Origin of the sequence: Aeromonas bivalvium, assembly GCF_046078285.1 — a bacterium.
Lineage (GTDB): Bacteria > Pseudomonadota > Gammaproteobacteria > Enterobacterales > Aeromonadaceae > Aeromonas > Aeromonas bivalvium.
Window position 1 is genome coordinate 117,929 of sequence record NZ_JBGXBV010000004.1, and the last position, 15,999, is coordinate 133,927.

Annotated in this window: 19 protein-coding genes; 11 read left to right on the top strand and 8 right to left on the bottom strand. The window is 62.5% G+C overall.

From position 1 onward, the window contains the following. Positions 1-372: 372 nt before the first annotated feature. Complete coding sequence (locus tag ACEUCR_RS11565) at positions 373-624, bottom strand: TIGR02647 family protein (protein ID WP_041996156.1); 252 nt, start codon at positions 622-624, stop codon at positions 373-375. A gap of 210 nt (positions 625-834) precedes the next feature. Here ACEUCR_RS11565 and ACEUCR_RS11570 point away from each other — a divergent pair, with 210 nt between their 5' ends. Together ACEUCR_RS11570 and ACEUCR_RS11575 are read left to right on the top strand one after the other, a co-directional pair. Next, positions 835-1,389 (top strand): hypothetical protein, encoded by a 555-nt coding sequence (locus ACEUCR_RS11570; protein ID WP_408790282.1) that lies wholly within the window; start codon positions 835-837, stop codon positions 1,387-1,389. Between the two features lie 202 nt (positions 1,390-1,591). Further along, positions 1,592-1,984 (top strand): DUF2750 domain-containing protein, encoded by a 393-nt coding sequence (locus ACEUCR_RS11575; RefSeq protein ID WP_041996162.1) that lies wholly within the window; start codon positions 1,592-1,594, stop codon positions 1,982-1,984. 88 nt (positions 1,985-2,072) lie between these two features. Here ACEUCR_RS11575 and ACEUCR_RS11580 read toward each other — a convergent pair whose 3' ends face one another. Next, positions 2,073-3,878 carry an extracellular solute-binding protein gene (locus tag ACEUCR_RS11580; protein ID WP_408790568.1) on the bottom strand — a complete coding sequence of 602 codons (1,806 nt, stop codon included), beginning with the start codon at positions 3,876-3,878 and terminating at the stop codon, positions 2,073-2,075. A 135-nt stretch (positions 3,879-4,013) separates the two neighbouring features. Beyond that, entirely contained in the window at positions 4,014-4,907 is an 894-nt protein-coding gene (locus ACEUCR_RS11585; RefSeq protein ID WP_111872905.1) for an EamA family transporter, read from the bottom strand. A gap of 223 nt (positions 4,908-5,130) precedes the next feature. Between ACEUCR_RS11585 and ACEUCR_RS11590 the strand changes: the two genes are divergently transcribed. Then, complete coding sequence (locus ACEUCR_RS11590) at positions 5,131-5,322, top strand: hypothetical protein (RefSeq protein WP_041996164.1); 192 nt, start codon at positions 5,131-5,133, stop codon at positions 5,320-5,322. A 52-nt stretch (positions 5,323-5,374) separates the two neighbouring features. On the opposite strand, the gene ACEUCR_RS11595 is transcribed toward ACEUCR_RS11590, so the two are convergent. Further along, a complete protein-coding gene (locus ACEUCR_RS11595; protein ID WP_408790284.1) occupies positions 5,375-6,559 on the bottom strand; it encodes an HD-GYP domain-containing protein in 1,185 nt (394 codons plus the stop codon). 154 nt (positions 6,560-6,713) lie between these two features. Here ACEUCR_RS11595 and rsuA point away from each other — a divergent pair, with 154 nt between their 5' ends. Further along, positions 6,714-7,406, top strand: a complete 693-nt coding sequence (gene rsuA / locus ACEUCR_RS11600; protein WP_392444494.1) for a 16S rRNA pseudouridine(516) synthase RsuA — start codon at positions 6,714-6,716, stop codon at positions 7,404-7,406. A gap of 76 nt (positions 7,407-7,482) precedes the next feature. Here the strand turns inward: rsuA and ACEUCR_RS11605 are convergent, their stop codons facing one another. Then, the gene (locus tag ACEUCR_RS11605) at positions 7,483-8,385 is read right to left on the bottom strand and encodes a DMT family transporter (protein WP_408790287.1); all 903 of its coding nucleotides are present in this window, start codon (positions 8,383-8,385) and stop codon (positions 7,483-7,485) included. 165 nt (positions 8,386-8,550) lie between these two features. On the opposite strand from ACEUCR_RS11605, the gene ACEUCR_RS11610 reads away from it, so the two are divergent. After that, on the top strand, positions 8,551-10,209 hold the full coding sequence (locus tag ACEUCR_RS11610) for a peptide ABC transporter substrate-binding protein (RefSeq protein WP_408790290.1): 1,659 nt from the start codon (positions 8,551-8,553) through the stop codon (positions 10,207-10,209). Beyond that, positions 10,206-10,769, top strand: a complete 564-nt coding sequence (gene yfcE / locus ACEUCR_RS11615; RefSeq protein WP_408790292.1) for a phosphodiesterase — start codon at positions 10,206-10,208, stop codon at positions 10,767-10,769. Before ACEUCR_RS11610 ends, yfcE begins: the two co-directional genes overlap by 4 nt. A 90-nt stretch (positions 10,770-10,859) precedes the next feature. Here the strand turns inward: yfcE and ACEUCR_RS11620 are convergent, their stop codons facing one another. From ACEUCR_RS11620 to flgA, 3 genes are all read right to left on the bottom strand, one after another. After that, on the bottom strand, positions 10,860-11,276 hold the full coding sequence (locus tag ACEUCR_RS11620) for a flagella synthesis protein FlgN (RefSeq protein ID WP_408790295.1): 417 nt from the start codon (positions 11,274-11,276) through the stop codon (positions 10,860-10,862). Continuing rightward, entirely contained in the window at positions 11,273-11,593 is a 321-nt protein-coding gene (flgM, locus tag ACEUCR_RS11625) for a flagellar biosynthesis anti-sigma factor FlgM (protein WP_041996183.1), read from the bottom strand. Before flgM ends, ACEUCR_RS11620 begins: the two co-directional genes overlap by 4 nt. 89 nt (positions 11,594-11,682) lie before the next feature. Beyond that, a complete protein-coding gene (gene flgA, locus ACEUCR_RS11630; RefSeq protein WP_041996590.1) occupies positions 11,683-12,288 on the bottom strand; it encodes a flagellar basal body P-ring formation chaperone FlgA in 606 nt (201 codons plus the stop codon). A 234-nt stretch (positions 12,289-12,522) separates the two neighbouring features. Here flgA and ACEUCR_RS11635 point away from each other — a divergent pair, with 234 nt between their 5' ends. The 5 genes from ACEUCR_RS11635 to ACEUCR_RS11655 all read left to right on the top strand — a co-directional run bounded on the left by ACEUCR_RS11635 (position 12,523) and on the right by ACEUCR_RS11655 (position 15,989). Further along, positions 12,523-13,434, top strand: coding sequence for a chemotaxis protein CheV (locus ACEUCR_RS11635; protein WP_041996185.1), 912 nt, complete (start codon positions 12,523-12,525; stop codon positions 13,432-13,434). A gap of 18 nt (positions 13,435-13,452) precedes the next feature. After that, positions 13,453-14,277 carry a CheR family methyltransferase gene (locus tag ACEUCR_RS11640; protein WP_041996187.1) on the top strand — a complete coding sequence of 275 codons (825 nt, stop codon included), beginning with the start codon at positions 13,453-13,455 and terminating at the stop codon, positions 14,275-14,277. Positions 14,278-14,339: 62 nt separating this feature from the next. Further along, the gene (gene flgB / locus ACEUCR_RS11645) at positions 14,340-14,741 is read left to right on the top strand and encodes a flagellar basal body rod protein FlgB (protein ID WP_041996190.1); all 402 of its coding nucleotides are present in this window, start codon (positions 14,340-14,342) and stop codon (positions 14,739-14,741) included. Positions 14,742-14,808: 67 nt separating this feature from the next. After that, positions 14,809-15,228: a flagellar basal body rod protein FlgC gene (gene flgC / locus ACEUCR_RS11650; RefSeq protein ID WP_041996194.1), complete on the top strand. Its 420-nt coding sequence runs from the start codon at positions 14,809-14,811 to the stop codon at positions 15,226-15,228. 17 nt (positions 15,229-15,245) lie between these two features. Beyond that, on the top strand, positions 15,246-15,989 hold the full coding sequence (locus ACEUCR_RS11655; protein WP_041996197.1) for a flagellar hook assembly protein FlgD: 744 nt from the start codon (positions 15,246-15,248) through the stop codon (positions 15,987-15,989). Positions 15,990-15,999 lie beyond the last annotated feature (10 nt).

Consider the following 15,999-nt stretch of genomic DNA (forward strand, 5'->3'; position numbering starts at 1 on the left):
TCGTCCCATGTCAGGGGAGAGAGGAGAGTGATCGTTTGCGCAAGCCTATGAAGAGAGGGGCCTGGTTGGCCGCAAGTCTGGTGCTCGCGACGGCACAGGGGTCACCTTCCTCACTCATGGCTCCTGAGCCGAGCGCCGCCAGCCCTGATGTGGTTGGCGCCGAGCAGGCCAGGATGACCTGTCTGCGCTTCGTGCATGTTCGTCTGGGGGTTGAGACAACCCCCATCAGTATCGAGACTCGCCCCGTGCCCGCTCAGGCCGAGCAATGGTGGGTGGGCGGCAATGTAAAAGGACCCGAGGGTCCTTTGCTGTTTGCGTGTCATCTGCGCCAAGGGGCGCGCTGGGAGCTGCTCGACTTCGCACTCTGGGCGGCTAGGCCTCCGGTTTGAGGGCGACCAGCAGGTGCTGCAGGTGTTCCACCATCGTCATGCCAAAGGGGGTCAGGTAACCACCATCGATGGCACTGATCAGGCCTTGGCTGTGCAGGCGTTGTGCTGCCTGGCACAGGGCATCGCTCATATCACTGCGTAATTTGATCCCCACGCTCATATTCGCCGGATCAAAGCAGGCCAGTATTTTCAGCTCGTGAACAAACTCTTCGGAAATCTGGTCGATCCCAATCATGGACAGGCTCCTTACGCTAATGATGTATGCAAATTAGCACTCCCCTAGGGAGTTTAGTGGGCGCTGGGTCAAACTATTGGCCATTACGGCAAGCGGGCAAGTTGAATGGTGTTTTTTCAAACAGTTGGCACAGATGAGCATTGTGCCACGCCGTGATAGGATAGGGCCTCACCGGCCCGGCCCCATCATCTCTTTTCCAAGGTTGCCATCATGACCCGCATCACCCTGATCTCCTTGCTGCATCAGCTCGCTCCCCGCTTCCCCATCTATCCGGTGGCGCAACTCGTGCCGCTGATCCGGGACCATGAGGGGGAGGTATGGTTGCCGCCTCTGGCCAGCGCGGATGTGGCAGCTCTGAAGGCCGTCACTCCCCCCCGGATGCTGCGCGAGCTCGCCTCCTTGGCCCCCGGCTGGTGCGAGTTTGCCACTGGCGGCGGTGAGACGCCCGAGCTGGACGCCCTGGCCAGCTATGACGAAGAGATGCAGGAGAACCTGCATCTCTACTGGCGCCACCCCGCCAAAATAAACCACCCGATCACCGATAACCTGTTCGAGCTGCGGCGGGAGGTGGTGGATGAGGCGCACGGCACCCAGCTGGCGGCGGCCTGGGAGCAGCAGCAAGCGCTGAGGCTGAGCCAGTTGATGGCGGCGGCCGGGGGGCAGGATCTGCTCTGTTTCGTCGAGGTCGAATCGGCTTACTGGTTGCGCCAGCGTCTGAGCGAGCAGGAGGGGGTGGAGCTGTTGACCCCGGCGATGCCTGAGTAAACACACAACCAGGCTCAGGGTGATGGGCAAGGTGTGCGGGTGGCAGAGGCGCAAGGCGGCGGGATCCGCCCCTGTCACTGGACAAGGCCGTGGCAAGATGTGAACATGGCGCCCTTTATTGCGCGAGCGGCGCCGATCCGGGTCTTTTCTGCCCTCGATTGGCTCACTGCCACGCCCACAAGTACCCACAAGAGGCTTGATCATGAGCTATGAACTGACCGATACCGAGCGCAATGCCGCGCTGCAACTGAACGCCGACTACCGCTTTGATCACTTCATCAGCAAGCTGGTCGAGCACGAAGAGCTGTTTGTCCTGACCGATGAGCACGGCGTCATGATGCTGACCACGGAAGATGAAGACTGCATCCCTGTCTGGCCGCACCCCGAGTACGCCAAGGCGTGGGCCGAAGGGGAGTGGGCCGACTGCAAGCCCCAGTCCATCACCCTCAAGGTGTGGCTGGAGCGCTGGGTCGACGGCATGGAGCAAGATGAACTGTGCGTGGCCGTGTTCCCGACCCCGGATCAGGAAGGCATAGTGCTCGAGCCCGCCGACGTGGCCGACGCCATCGCCCAGAAGCAGGCCAAGCGCGGCTGATCGCCCCGCTTCAGGCTGCAACAAAAGACCCCGCCAGCAGGCGGGGTCTTTTGTTTTGCCGGGTGTGCACAGCTCCCGCGGGAGCGCCTCATTTCTGCTGATAGGTGGTGTCGGTCAGCGTGACTGCCGGGAAGGACTGGCCTGCCTTGATGGCGGCTTTGGTCTGCGCTTTTGCCTCTTCGTCAATCCAGAGCAGGCCGCCATAGCTGTAGCCGCTGTTGCCCCCGTCCAGAGGCCAGTAGAGCAGGTCGCTCTTGGGGGTGGCGGGCACCTTGGGCAGCTTGATCCAGCGCCAGGCCCCTTCCCGGGTGTAGGGTACCTGATAGGCGGGCACGAAGCTGGCCAGTTCATAGAGGCGCTGCTGGATCTGCCGTGACAGCGCCGCCTTCTTGGCAAAATCGAACTCCTTGTCGTATTGCTCCACCAGGGTCGTGATGGCGTCATCATCTATGTTCATGATGTTGTTGGTCTGGGGCTTGTTGGCATTGACCTTGTGGAAGAACTCCCAGTAGGCGGGGTAGCGGCCGCCGCTCCAGGCCATCCAGGCACTCTGGTGTTTCTTCTCCAGCATGGATTTGAAACCGGCGGAGGCATCCATCAGATTCAGCTCCAGATTGAGTCCCGCCTTCTTCGCCTCCTCCCGCAGCAGGGTGAGGCGCTGGGCATGCTCCGCCGTGGTGTAGGTGATGCTGAGAGAGAGGGGTTGGCCCTTGTCGTTTTGCAATATGCCGTTGGGCCCGGCCTGGGTGAAACCGGCCTTGGCGAAGTAGTCCCGTGCCAGCTTGGGATCGAACGGGCGCGCCCTGATCTCGGTATTGGTAAAGTCATCCTGGCCTGAGCCATAGCTGTGAAGGCGCTGATAATCCCCTCGCAGCAGGGTGGCGAGCATCTTGTCGAGATTGAGGGCGTGCTGGATGCCGAGCCGTACATTGCGATCCTTTAGCAGGGGATCGGCGGTGTTGAGGTAGAGTCCCATGGGGGACTGAGGTGTCTGGTTGTAGAACCAGCGTCGCTCGATATAGCCCTTTTCAAATTCCGCCGTTCTGGTCTTGTCGTGCCACCAGTTGGGCATGACCAGACCGAAGGTATCCAGCTCGCCGCGCAGGAAGTGCTGCCAGGCGATGTTCTGATCCCTGAGCACCTTGACGTCGATCCGATCCGGATTGAAGCGGTGCTGGAAGTAGCGCTCCCCGTCCCCCCACCAATCCTTGACTCGTCTGAAGGTGATGGATTTGCCCTTCTTCACCTCGCCGATCTGATAGGGGCCGCTGACCGGCAACACCTTCCAGTTGTACTCCTTGACCCAGTTGGTCGTCAGCTTGATGGCATGGCTGGGGACGGGCGTAAAGGGCAGGGATTCCAGCAGATCCTGGCGGCTCTTCTCGCTGCCGCTGGTGATGGCGAGGGTGCGCTCATCGAACTTGGTGACCTCGGTTATCTGGGTGCTGTAGTAGTTGTTGTACCAGGGGTCGTTTATCTCCTTGCTGCGCAGCATCTTGAGGGTGAACAGGAAATCATCGACGGTCACCGGCTTGCCGTCCGACCAGCGGGCCTTGGGGTTGAGGCGAAAATAGAGGGTCTTGTGATCGCTGCCGAAGGCCCACTGGTTTGCCAGCATCGGCATGGGGTTGCCGGTGATGGGGTGGGTGCTGAGCAGCGGCAGGTTGGTCTCCCTGACATAGCCGGCGAAGCCGCCGTTGGAGTCGGGCCCGTAGAGTCGCAGGGTCAGGGGGAAACTGGTCATGAAGGTGTGGAAGGTCCCGCCCCGCCTGGCCGCAGGATCGGCATAGACGGGATCGGTATCGTTGCTTTCCCAGGCGAGATCCGCCGGCAGGGTGGCGCTCCAGCCAACGGCGCTCCAGCAGAGGGGGAGCACCATGACCGCGATCCGCATGGCTCGCGGTAATGAGGGAATGACCGAGGGTGAATTGTGCAGCATGTCCTTGCTCTCCTGATGATGGGCGTCCTGCCGGGTCAACATGTGGGGCCGAGTGGGCTCGCCCCATGATGGGAAGTTTCCCTACCGAGGTCAATGCTCGGCTTGTGCCTTGAACAACCTCACTTTTCCGCCCAGCAGATGGACCACGAAGCCGAGCAGCACCAGGGCCGAACCCAGCCACTGCAAGGTCGTGGGATGCTCGTCGAGCAGCAGGGCGGCGGCCACCATGCCGACGCAGGGTACCAGCAGGGAGAGCGGTGCCACCTGTGCCACCGGGTAGCGCATCAGCAGCCGTCCCCACAGGCCATAACCGAGCCAGGTGGCGACCAGAGACAGGTAGAGCACGCAGAGCAGCCCCTGCCAGCTGATGTGGAGCAGGCTGCTGGCAATGACATCCGGCCCCTCGAACAGCCAGGAGAGGGCGAAGAAGGGCAGGATGGGCACCAGGCCGCCCCAGGCGATCAGGCTGGGTAATGAGGTTTGATAGCGCAGGCCAATCTGGCGGTTGATGACGTTGCCAAGGCCCCAGCAGGCGGCGGCACACAGGGTCAGCACGAAACCGAGCAGGGTCAGGTTGCCCTCGCCATGGGTAGCGATGAGATAAAGACCTGCTCCCGCCAGGGGCAGGGCCACCCAGTGATGAGGCTGCCAGCGCTCCCCCAGCCAGATCATGGCGAACAGCAGGGTGAACACCACCTGGGATTGCAGCACCAGGGAGGCCATGCCGGCCGGCATGCCGAACTTCATGGCGCAAAACAGAAAGGCAAATTGCCCCAGGCTGATGGCGCCGCCATAGGCCAGCAGCCAGCGCCAGGGCATGGCGGGTCTGGGTACCAGCAAGATGGCGGGGAAGACCACGCCGACGAAGCGCAGCGCCCCCAGCAACAGCGGCGGTATTCCCTCCAGCCCCCACTTGATGGCCACGAAGTTGAGCCCCCAGCAGAGAATGACCAGGGCGGCCAGACACTTGTCCTTGGTTTGCATTGGGTTTCCTTGTGCGAGATGGGGGCCTGGGTTGTCCGGGCGAGGGGATAAGGCCCCGAGCATAACCCCCATCGGGGGGGCGGCGTCAATCGGGAGCGGTTGCTGGATGGGACGCTCGTCCCCGGCAAAGGGCCTCGAGGCCAGGGCGCTGATCAGGAGGCTGCGGGCTAAACTATTCGTAACGGCCCGAGTCGGTGGGCCATGCAGCGAGTGGAGGCTCCCGATGAGCGATCATGCCCTGTTACCCCATGGTGAGGATCTGCGCCGGGCGGTGCGCTGGCTGGCACAGGGGCACGCCAATGACCCTCATGCCATCGAGGAGGCCTGTCTGCGCTTTGATCTCTCCCCCCTCGATGGAGAATTCCTGATGCGCCACTGGAGCAGGCCAGACAGGCATCCCGACGAGCCGATATGAAGGACCCAGGCGGGGCGTATGAGCGCCTTCGCTTGCAGACGATGGCACAGGATCACACGAAGTTCGCGAGATTGATGCCGTAGTCCTTGGGATCCACCGTACTCTCTATGCGCTCCTGGGTACCTGGCTTGGCCAGATCCAGCCACTGGACATCGAGATAGTGGCGCCGGCTGGCGTGATAGATCACCTTGACCAGCGGCTTGAGCGGCTGCTGTTCGTTGCGCTGCATCACTATGGCCAGCCGCTGGTTGGAGAGTTGCACCAGAGTCCCCACCGGATAGACCCCCATGCACTTGATAAAGCGCGTCACCAGCTCCTCGTCGAAGTGGCTGGCGGCGCCCTTGAGCAGGATGCGAAACGCCTGGGTCGGCGGCATTCCCTGCTTGTAGACCCTGTCTGCCGTCACCGCGTCGTAGACATCGACGATGGCGCTCATGCGGGTATAGAGGGAGAGCTGCTCCCCCTTGAGTCGACGGGGGTAGCCTGAGCCGTCGAGCCGCTCGTGGTGGTTGGTGGCCACTTCCAGCATGGTGGGGGTGATGCCGCTGGTGGCGATGAGGATGTCATGGCTGTGCACCACATGCTCGCGCATGATGGCGAACTCCTCATCGGTCAACTTGCCCGGCTTGTTGAGCACCTCATTGGGGGTCATGATCTTGCCTACATCATGGAGCAGGCCCCCCAGGGTCAGCTCCTTGAGCACGCTGCGCGCCAGGCCGAGGTAGCGGCCGAAGTTGGCCAGCAGTATGGCCACGTTCATGGAGTGCTCCATCAGGTAGGCATCTTTGGCACGGATCCGCGCCAGGCAGAGCATGGCGTCCCCATGGGTGAACATGGTGTCCACCATCTCCTCGGCCACCGCCGCCAGGGGTGTGATGTCGATGGGTTCCCCCGCCTTGAGATGGCGAATGAACTTGCCTTGCAGCTCGCGGGCCTCCTGATACAGGCGGCGGATCTTGGGGGGGCGTCCCTCGCCCTTGACTCGCCCCGATGTGCCAGGGGCCTGCTCCTGTCCGGCGGGGGCCTCGGGCTCGGGTTGGTTCCGCTGGCTGCGCTCGGGATCGATGCGTACCGTCAGCACGCCACGGGCCTTCAGGCTGGCTATCTGCTGCCGGGAGTGGACCAGGCCGCTCTGGGCTATCTCCAGGCCGGCACGCTGGCTGACGATGGCGACCACAAACATGCCGGGTGCGAGTTCGTCGACGGCGATGACGGGATGGGCGGAGGATGGAGGCATAGGGTCACCGGCTTGCGTGATACTCGAAGCGAGATGGGCGCGAGTCTATCACCCGGTTCGTGCGCCATCACAGGCCCATGGGGCGTTATTGCTGGAGTTGTCACGCTTGGCCGATATAATGTCGCCTTTTTCCCGACGGCAATTGAGGTAGTGAATGCGGCTCGACAAGTTTCTGTGCGATTGTTCCGATTTGACCCGCTCTTTGGCAGGCAAGCTGATCCGGCAGGGCGAGGTGGTGGTGGACGGCATCGTGGTCAAGCAGCCCGCCTTTCACATCAACGAGCAGAGCCAGGTGGAATTTGACGGCGTCCTGCTGACCCTGAGCCAGGGCAACCGCTACTTCATGCTGCACAAGCCGGAGGGCTACGTCTGCTCCAACGAGGATCCGGATCACGCCACTGTGTTCCAGCTGCTCGACGAGCCGGCCATGGGCAAACTTCATGTGGTGGGCCGTCTCGACCTCGACACCACGGGCCTGGTGCTGGTGACCGACGATGGTCAGTGGTCCCATCGCATCACCTCGCCCCGTCACGAGTGCGCCAAGACCTATCGGGTCTGGCTGGCCGATCCCGTGCATTCGGACGCCATCTCCCTGTTTGCCGACGGCGTCTTCCTGCGCAACGAAACCGACAAGACCCGCCCCGCCCAGCTCGAGCTGCTGGGGGAGTGCGAGGCGCGCCTCACCATTCACGAGGGCAAGTACCATCAGGTCAAGCGGATGTTTGCCTCCATCGGCAACAAGGTGGTGGGGCTGCATCGCGAGCAGATCGGCACCCTGGCGCTGGACGAGACGCTGGCACCCGGCGAATACCGTGAGCTGACCGCCGAGGAGATAGCCCTGTTCTGACGGGGTCAGGGGGGCGGATGCAACACGGCGGGGCCTGGCAGGCCCCGCCGTTTTTGCTGGTACTTGGGGCAGAGGCCTAATGGTTACCACTCATGCCCAGCACCAGTATGGTGCCCAGGGTGGCGAGCAGGGCTCCGGCCCAGGCGGGCAGGCTGGGGCGCTGGCCCGAATGCCACCACAGCAGTGGCAGCAGAACCACAGGGGTGGTGGAGGAGAGGATGGCCACCATGCCCACGTCCCCCTGACGCAGGGCGACCAAGATGAGGGTCATGCCCAGGGCCATGGCCAGGAAACCGTTGACCCCAATCATGGCGAGGATGGGGCGATTGATGGGGTTGAGTGGCATGGCGAGGGGCAGGCGCAACAGGCGCAGCACGCAGTGGGCCAGCAGGGCGCTGGCCATGCGCACCCCGGAGGCGCTGACGGGATCCACGTCGCCGCCCGTCATCACCGGCTTGGCGATGATGGCTCCCAGGCTCTGGCACAGGGCCGCGGTCAGGCCGAGCCCGATGCCGATGGCGATGGGGCCGCGCACCTGCTCCCAGTCGTGGGACTGGCCGCGGCGGCCAAACAGGATGGCCAGCATGACGCCGCCAAATACCAGCAGGGCGCCGACCAGGCGCCAGCCGGTCAGGGTTTCCTCAAACAACCAGAGTCCGAGCAGGGCGGAAAAAAGCGCATGACAGGAGAAGAGCAGGCCGCTGCGCCTGGGTCCCATCCGGTTCATGCAGGCGAACAGGGCGGTATCGCCGATGAAGATGCCGATGAGGCCCGAGAGGATGAGCAGCGGCACGGCGCCGGCGCCAAGACTCTGCCAGCCGCCGCTCGCCAGGCTGGCCCCTCCCAGCATCAGGCTGACCAGGAACATGCGCCAGCGGCTATAGGCAAAGGCGCCCAGGTGGCGGGCCGGTTTGACCGAAATCAGGGCAGCGATCGCCCACAAACTGGCGGCGGCCAGTGCCAGCCATTCGTAACCCATAAAAACTCCCAAAAAAACAGCCCGCAGGACTCCCTCCGCGGGGCAAGCCCGATACAATACGGGGCGTTTTCGGGGATAACAAGGACGGCATCATGCATTCATCATCAGGCGCGCCGTCGGCCTTCCCCTTCTGTTGGTCGTGCATTGTGAAAAGAGGTCAGTCGTATGTGTCACCCCCTTGCCCGCCCGGCGTCATGGCGCCGGGTTTCCTCCCTGTTGTGCGGCCTGCTGCTGGGCTCCTGCTTCGGTCACGGCGCCCTTGCCGAACAGCTGTCGCCCGGCCAGGCGCCGAGCGAGCCCCAGACCCTCACCAGGGGCAACGGGGCCGAGCCTGAGTCCCTGGATCCGGCCCTGATCCGCAGCGGCTTTCCCGGGGAAGTGATCCTGACCGACCTGTTCGAGGGGCTGGTGAGCGAAGACGGGGAGGGCAAGATAGTGCCCGCCCAGGCGCTGAGGTGGGAGCAGAGCCAGGATGGTCTGGAGTGGCGCTTCTTCCTGCGTCCCGATCTGCGCTGGTCCAACGGGACGCCCCTCAAGGCCGAGGACTTCGTCTACGCCTGGCGTCGCCTGCTCGATCCCGCCCTGGCGTCCCCCTCGGCGGGCCTGCTGCTGGCCGCCGGGATCAACAACGCCGGCGCCATCTATGCCGGGGCCCTGGAGATGGAAAGCCTGGGGGTGATGGCCGAGGGGGATCAGATCCTCAAGGTGACCCTGGAGCGGCCCGTGCCCTATTTCTTGCGGCTCATCAGCCAGCGCCCCTTCGTGCCCGTGCCGCGGCAAGCGATTGCCGAATATGGCAAGGGCTGGACCCAGCCCGGCCATCTGGTCAGCAACGGCCCCTACCGGCTCGTGGCGTGGCGACCCCAGGAGCGGCTGGAGGTCGAGCGCAATCCCGCCTACTGGAACGACGCCCACAGCCGGATAGACAGGGTCAGCTACCTGCCCCTCGCCTCCCAGCAGGCGGAGCGTCAGCGCTACGAGGCGGGGACGCTCCAGCTCAGCAACCGGGTCTCCCAGGAGTATTATGACAAGGTCAGGATCAGCCATCCCGAACGGCTCTGGGGCCAGCCCTTGCTGGGCACTTACCTCTACAGTTTCAACCTGGGCAAACCCGAGCTGCGGGACGTACGGGTGCGTCAGGCCCTGAGCCTGGCTGTCGATCGCCAACGGCTGACCGAAACGGTGAGCGGCCAGGGGGAGCGGCCTGCCTGGGGTCTGTTGCCGGACATGCCTGGCTATGTCGCCTTGCCTGATCCACACGCCAATGCCGCCAGCCGTGCGGCCATGGCGGCCAGCTTGCTCAAGGAGGCGGGCATAGATGCGGCCCATCCCCTGCGCCTGACCCTCACCTATAACGACGCCGAGCACCACAGACGCATGGCTCAGGCGGTGGCCGACATGTGGCGACCCCTGGGGGTCGAGGTGGAGTTGCAACCTCTGGGGTGGGATGCCTATCAGGTGGCCAAGGACAGCGGCGACTTCATGGTGGCGCGCTCCTTCCTGTTTGGAGATTATGTGGATCCTTCCGCCATGCTCAATGCCCTGCGCTGCCAGGATCCGCAGAACGAGAGCGGCTACTGCAACCCCCGCTATGATCAGCTGCTGGGGCGGGCTGCCGCTACCCTGGACGAACAGCGCAGAGTCCGGCTCTATCGGCAGGCGGAGGCGCTGCTGGCCCTGGATGTCCCCGTCATCCCCCTCTACCACTACCATCAGACGCGGCTGGTGGATCCCCGGCTGCGGGGTCTGCCCACCGCCAACCTCAAGGGGGCGATCGCCAGCAAGGACCTCTACTTCGCCACCTCCCAGGGAGCCGACCAATGAGACTCGCCATCCTCTCCGATCTCCATGGCAGCCTGACGGCCTTCGACCGCGTCATGGACTGGCTCGCCCCCTGGCAGCCGGACCATCTGCTGTTGCTGGGGGATCTGCTCAACCATGGCCCGCGCAACCCGGTGCCGGAAGGCTATCAGCCGGCGGCCCTGGCCGAGCGCCTCAATGCCATGGCCAGCCGGATCCTGGCGGTGCGGGGCAACTGCGACTCGGAAGTGGATCAGATGCTGCTGGCGTTTCCCATGCTGGCCCCCTACAACCAGCTGCTGGTGGACGGACGGCGCTGGTTCATGAGCCACGGCCATCTCTATCGGCCGGACGAGGTGCCCCTGCCTGGCGGCAGCCTCTATCTGAGCGGCCACACCCATCTGCCCGAGCTGACCCGCACCGGCCTGGGGGAAGCGGAGCGGATCCGGGTCAACCCGGGTTCAATCTGCTTCCCCAGGGGCGATCTGCCCGCCAGCCTGGTCTGTTATGAAGGGGGCGAGCTGAGCCTGCGGGCGGCGCAGGACGGGCGGGTGTTGCAGCGGCTGTCACTGGCCGGGGGCTGACACAGAGAGGGAATCTGGCAAGAAGGCTTGTCGGCAAACGGTACGAGGAGACGGGGATCGGGGCAGGGGGCTGGCGCGCCGCCCCGGCGATCAGGCCTTGATGGCGGGGGAGCGGGTGCCTGAGCGGGTGTTGCCCTTGGCATCATAGGTGAGGGAGTTGCGATCCCGCAGCTGGCTCAGGAAACCGGCGAGACGGCGATTGGCGACCATGCTTAGCTCCAGCAGGCGGCCATTGATGTCGTTTTGCTGCTGGCAGGCGGCCAGGCTGTCGGTGATCCGGGCCATGAGATCCGGCTGGCTGGCGAGCTGGGCAGGGAGATCCGACTGCTGGGTCAGAGTGTCATCCAGCGCCTCGATGGCGCCAAGCAGCTGTTGCTTGCGCTGGGCCAGGGGAGGCAGCTCGAGGGCTCGGCGCTGGGTGAGCAGGGCGAACTCTTCGGTCAGCAACGCCTGCATCTGGGCGAGCTGATCATGCTGTCGTTGCAGCAGCTCAGCCAGGTCCATCATCCCAGGGTTTTCTCCAGCTGGGCTTCCAGGCTGAACATCTTCTTGGCAACGGCCTGGCTGTTGACCTGGTAGTCACCACTGGCCACGGCCCGCTTCAGGCTCTCCACCCGGCTCTCATTCCCGGTCGATGCCGAGTTGAGGTTTTTCTGTACTTGTTGCAACTGTTGCGCCTCGCTGGTCAGGGAGACTGAATCGACCTTGACCTGGGGGGCGCGGGCGTCTTGTCCGCCGCTGGTCGACTTGGCCACGCTGCTCTGGCTGTTACCGGTATTTTGTACCCGGTTACCCGCCAAGTTGTTGATATTGTTAATAGCCATCTTGGTTACCTTGTTCGCTTTGCTGCCTGCTTATCCCGGTTATCGGTCTAACCTGCCGGAACTTTAGGAAAAATACCCAAAAAAATCCGTCAGAAGGTGACGATGACGGTGTCGACTGAGCTCACCTTGCCCTGAACCGTCTTGCCGGAGCGGGTATTGATGAGCTTGATCATGTCGCCGAAGCTGCCATCTTGCAAGGCGCGGGCCATGGTTTTGATCTGCATGCTGCTGTTTTCGGCGATGAGGGTGACCTGGTCTCCCTTGCACACCACGCAGATCTGGTTGAGGCGCACCGGCTGACCCGGCCTCAATTCGCGCTTGCTGCGGGTGCCGACCAGCGCCTCCAGGTCTTGCACATAGTCGCCGCGGATCAGGGTCTGATCCTCATAGGCCTGCACCAGCTGGTTGCGGCCGAGGATGTCTCCCTTGGCGATGGCTTCCACCACTGTGATGTAGGGTTTCTGGATGCTGACCCGTACCGGCAGATAGAGATCCCAGCCCGGTGTCTCGTGGCACTGGAGGTAGAGGGTGGTGTTGCGGCGGATCTCCATTCTGGCGGGCAGGCTGATCTCCAGATCCTGGTCGCAGGCGCTGAGTTGCAGCCGTTCATCTATGCTGGCGGCGCTGATCTGTGCCCTGGCATCGAGGGGGAGAGAGAGCTGATCGCGTACGAACTCTTCCGCCCGGGTTTGCAGCCCGGCATTGACGTCGCTGGCTCGAACAGAGCCGACCCCGCCAAGGAGCAAGGAGATGAGCAAAAGTCTGTTAATCATTTTCGTCCGCTGGTCGATAAGTGAATGACGTATATGACCAATGTTAACTATGCTTGCGCCAGGTCCGACGCCTGGGGTCGGCAATCCTCTGGCGCGAGCCAACATGGCGCATGCATCTCATGCATGATTAATGCCAGACGTTTTTAGGGAGTGTGTATGGCCGGTATTCTGGACTCGGTAAACCAACGGACGCAACTGGTCGGGCAAAATCGCCTGGAGTTGCTGCTGTTTCGGCTCAATGGACGTCAAAGATTTGGCATCAACGTCTTCAAGGTGCGCGAGGTGTTGCAGTGCCCGCCCCTGACCGTCATGCCCAAGCTCAACTCCTGCATTCGTGGTGTTGCGCACATTCGCGGCCAGACCATCTCGGTGATCGACCTCAGCATGGCCATGGGTAAGCGCCCCATCGCCGATCTCTCCAAGTGCTTCATCATCATTTCGGAGTACAACCGCTCCATCCAGGGGTTCCTGGTCCATTCGGTCGAACGGATCATCAACATGAACTGGGAGTCCATCCTGCCGCCTCCCAAGGGGGCGGGGCGCATCAACTACATGACAGCGGTCACCGAGGTGGATGGCGAGCTGGTGGAGATCCTGGATGTGGAACGCATCCTCAACGAGATCTCCCCCGTCTCGACCGAGGTGAGTCAGGATCTGGTGCAGGCGAGCGTGGAGCACAACACCCAGGGTCGCCCCGTGCTGGTGGCAGACGACTCCTCGGTGGCGCGCAAGCAGGTGCAGCGGGCGCTGGATGCCATCGGTGTGCAGTGCGTGCTGGCAAAAGATGGCCGCGAGGCCCTCAACATGTTGCTGGAGATGGCCAAGAATGGCCCCATCAAGGATCAGATTGCCCTGGTCATCTCGGACATAGAGATGCCGGAGATGGATGGCTATACCTTCACCGCCGAGATCCGCAACAATCCCAGCCTGAAGGATTTACATGTTATCCTGCACACCTCTCTCAGTGGTGTGTTCAACCAGGCCATGGTGCAGAAAGTCGGGGCGAACAATTTCATCGCCAAGTTTCAGCCCGATGAGCTGGCCAAGGCCGTTCAGGGCGCACTCTAAAACAAGAAGCGTGGATACATGAAGACACTGTCAGACGACTTATATAAGCAATTCAGCAGCTTTCTGGCGCTGCAGAGCGGAATTGTGCTGGGCGACAACAAGCAGTATCTGGTGAAGAGCCGCCTGTCCCCCTTGATGGCTCAGTTTGGCATCGAGAGTCTGTCTGAACTGGTGACCCGCGCCATGAACGTGCGTGAGCGGGAATTGAAGATGGCGGTGGTCGATGCCATGACCACCAATGAGACCCTCTGGTTTCGGGATGGCTATCCCTTCCAGCTGCTCACCGACAAGCTGTTTCCCGAGCTTGGCAAGAGCGGGCGTCCCATCAAGATCTGGTCGGCGGCATCCTCCTCCGGCCAGGAGCCCTACTCCATCGCCATGACGGCGCTGGAGCAGCAGATGAAGCGGCCAGGCACCCTGCCTGGGGGCGTGCAGATAGTGGGGACGGATATCTCCACCACCATGCTCAACCAGTGCAAGGAGGGGGTCTACGACAGCCTGGCGCTGGCCCGGGGGCTCTCCCCCGAGCGCAAGAAGCTGTTTTTCGAACCCTGTGGCGACAACCGGATGCGGGTGACTGAGCGTGTCAGAAAATTGACCACGTTTCGCCCCTTGAATCTGCTGGAGAGCTACAGCCTGCTCGGCAAGTTCGACATCATCTTCTGCCGCAACGTGCTCATCTACTTCGCCCCCGAGGTGAAGTCGAAGATCCTCAACCAGTTCGCCGCCAGCCTGAATCCGGGCGGTTACCTGATGCTGGGGGCCTCGGAGTCCCTGGCCGGTCTCACCGACCGGTTCGAGATGATCCGCTGCAACCCGGGCATCGTTTACAAGGTCAAATAACCCTCCTCACTTCCTCCTTTGGCACACCTCTTGCTAAGAATCCAGCAAGCAGGAGGTGTGCTATGGCAATTTCATTCGACAAGGCATTTGGTGTTCATCAATACACGTTGAGCGTGCGCGCCAAACGTGCGGAAGTGCTGTCCAGCAACATAGCAAACGCGGATACCCCGGGCTTCAAGGCCAGGGACATCAACTTCGCCGATGCCATGGCCCAGGCGCAGCAGCACCAGCAGGGGTTCAGTCTGGCCACCACCAGCGAGCGTCACTTCGCCTTGAACATGGATGCACCGGGCACGACCCAGTACCGCAACCCGCTCCAGCCCGATACCGGCGACGGCAATACCGTCGATCTGCAGCAGGAGCGCAGCGAATTTTTGCGCAACAGCCTCGAATACCAGACTTCGGTCGAATTCATGAACGGCAAGATAAGCGGCCTGCTCAAAGCCCTGAAAGGAGAGCAGTGATGCCGCGCCTCCATCCGTACATGAATCCTAACGCCAGTGGCCTCAAGGCCTTGCAAGGAGCACAGCAATGAGTTTGTTCAAGGTCTTCGACATCGCGGGCTCGGCCATGAGCGCCCAGTCGGTGCGGCTCAATACCGTGGCCAGCAACATGGCCAACGCCGACAGCGTCAGCTCCAGCGTGGAAGGAACTTACCATGCCAGGCGGCCAGTTTTTGCCGCCCAGCTCGATCAGGCCATGAGCGACAGCCAGGGCTCGGTCGGGGTCGAGGTGAAGGGCATCGTCGAGAGCAAGGCACCGCTGCTCAAGGAGTTCAACCCCAATCACCCCATGGCGGACAAGGATGGCTTCATCTTCAAGCCCAACGTCAACATGGTGGAGGAGATGGCGGACATGATCAGCGCGTCGCGCAGTTACCAAACCAACGTCCAGATTGCCGATTCTGCCAAGCGCATGCTGCAGCAGACCCTCAATCTCGGCAAGTCCTGACAGGGGGCGGCACCTAAATGGCAGATACCTATGACAGCGTGCTTGGCGTCAACCGAACGACCTCGAGCCAGACCGCTTCCACCACCAAGACGACCCAGAAGAAAGAGCTGGATCAGGAGTCGTTTCTCAAGCTGCTCACCATGCAGCTCTCCTACCAGGATCCCTTCAAGCCGGTGGACAACGCCCAGATGTTGTCCCAGATGACCTCCATGTCCACCTCGGAGGGGATCAACAGTCTCTCCTCCCAGATGGAGAGCCTCAACAGCCTGATGACCTCGAGCCAGGCGTTGCAGGCCTCGGCCCTGGTGGGGCAGGAGGTGTTGATCCCGTCCAATACCGGCTATCTGGAGAAGGGGAGCACGGTCAATGGCGTGATCGCCACCGGGGATGGCGGCAGCAACATCAAGGTGACGGTGAAAGACGCGAGCGGCCAGGTGATCAAGGAGTTCGGCATCGAGGGGGCCCATCAGGGCAACGTCGCCTTCAACTGGGATGGCCTGGACAAGGATGGCAACCCGGCCAAGAGCGGCAAATACCAGATTGAGGCCAGCGCCACCGTGGCGGGCAAATCCGAAAGCCTGCCCGTGTTGGCCTACGCCCAGGTCGAGAGCGTCACCCTGGGCTCGGCCAGCTCACCCAGCACCCTCAAGCTCAAGGGACTGGGGGGCATCTATCTGACCGATGTATTGGAAATTGCCGGTGCGGGCAGCAAGTCGACCACAGACTCGACGCCCAAAGCGACCAATAACGCAGTGATCTAAGGAGAAAGAC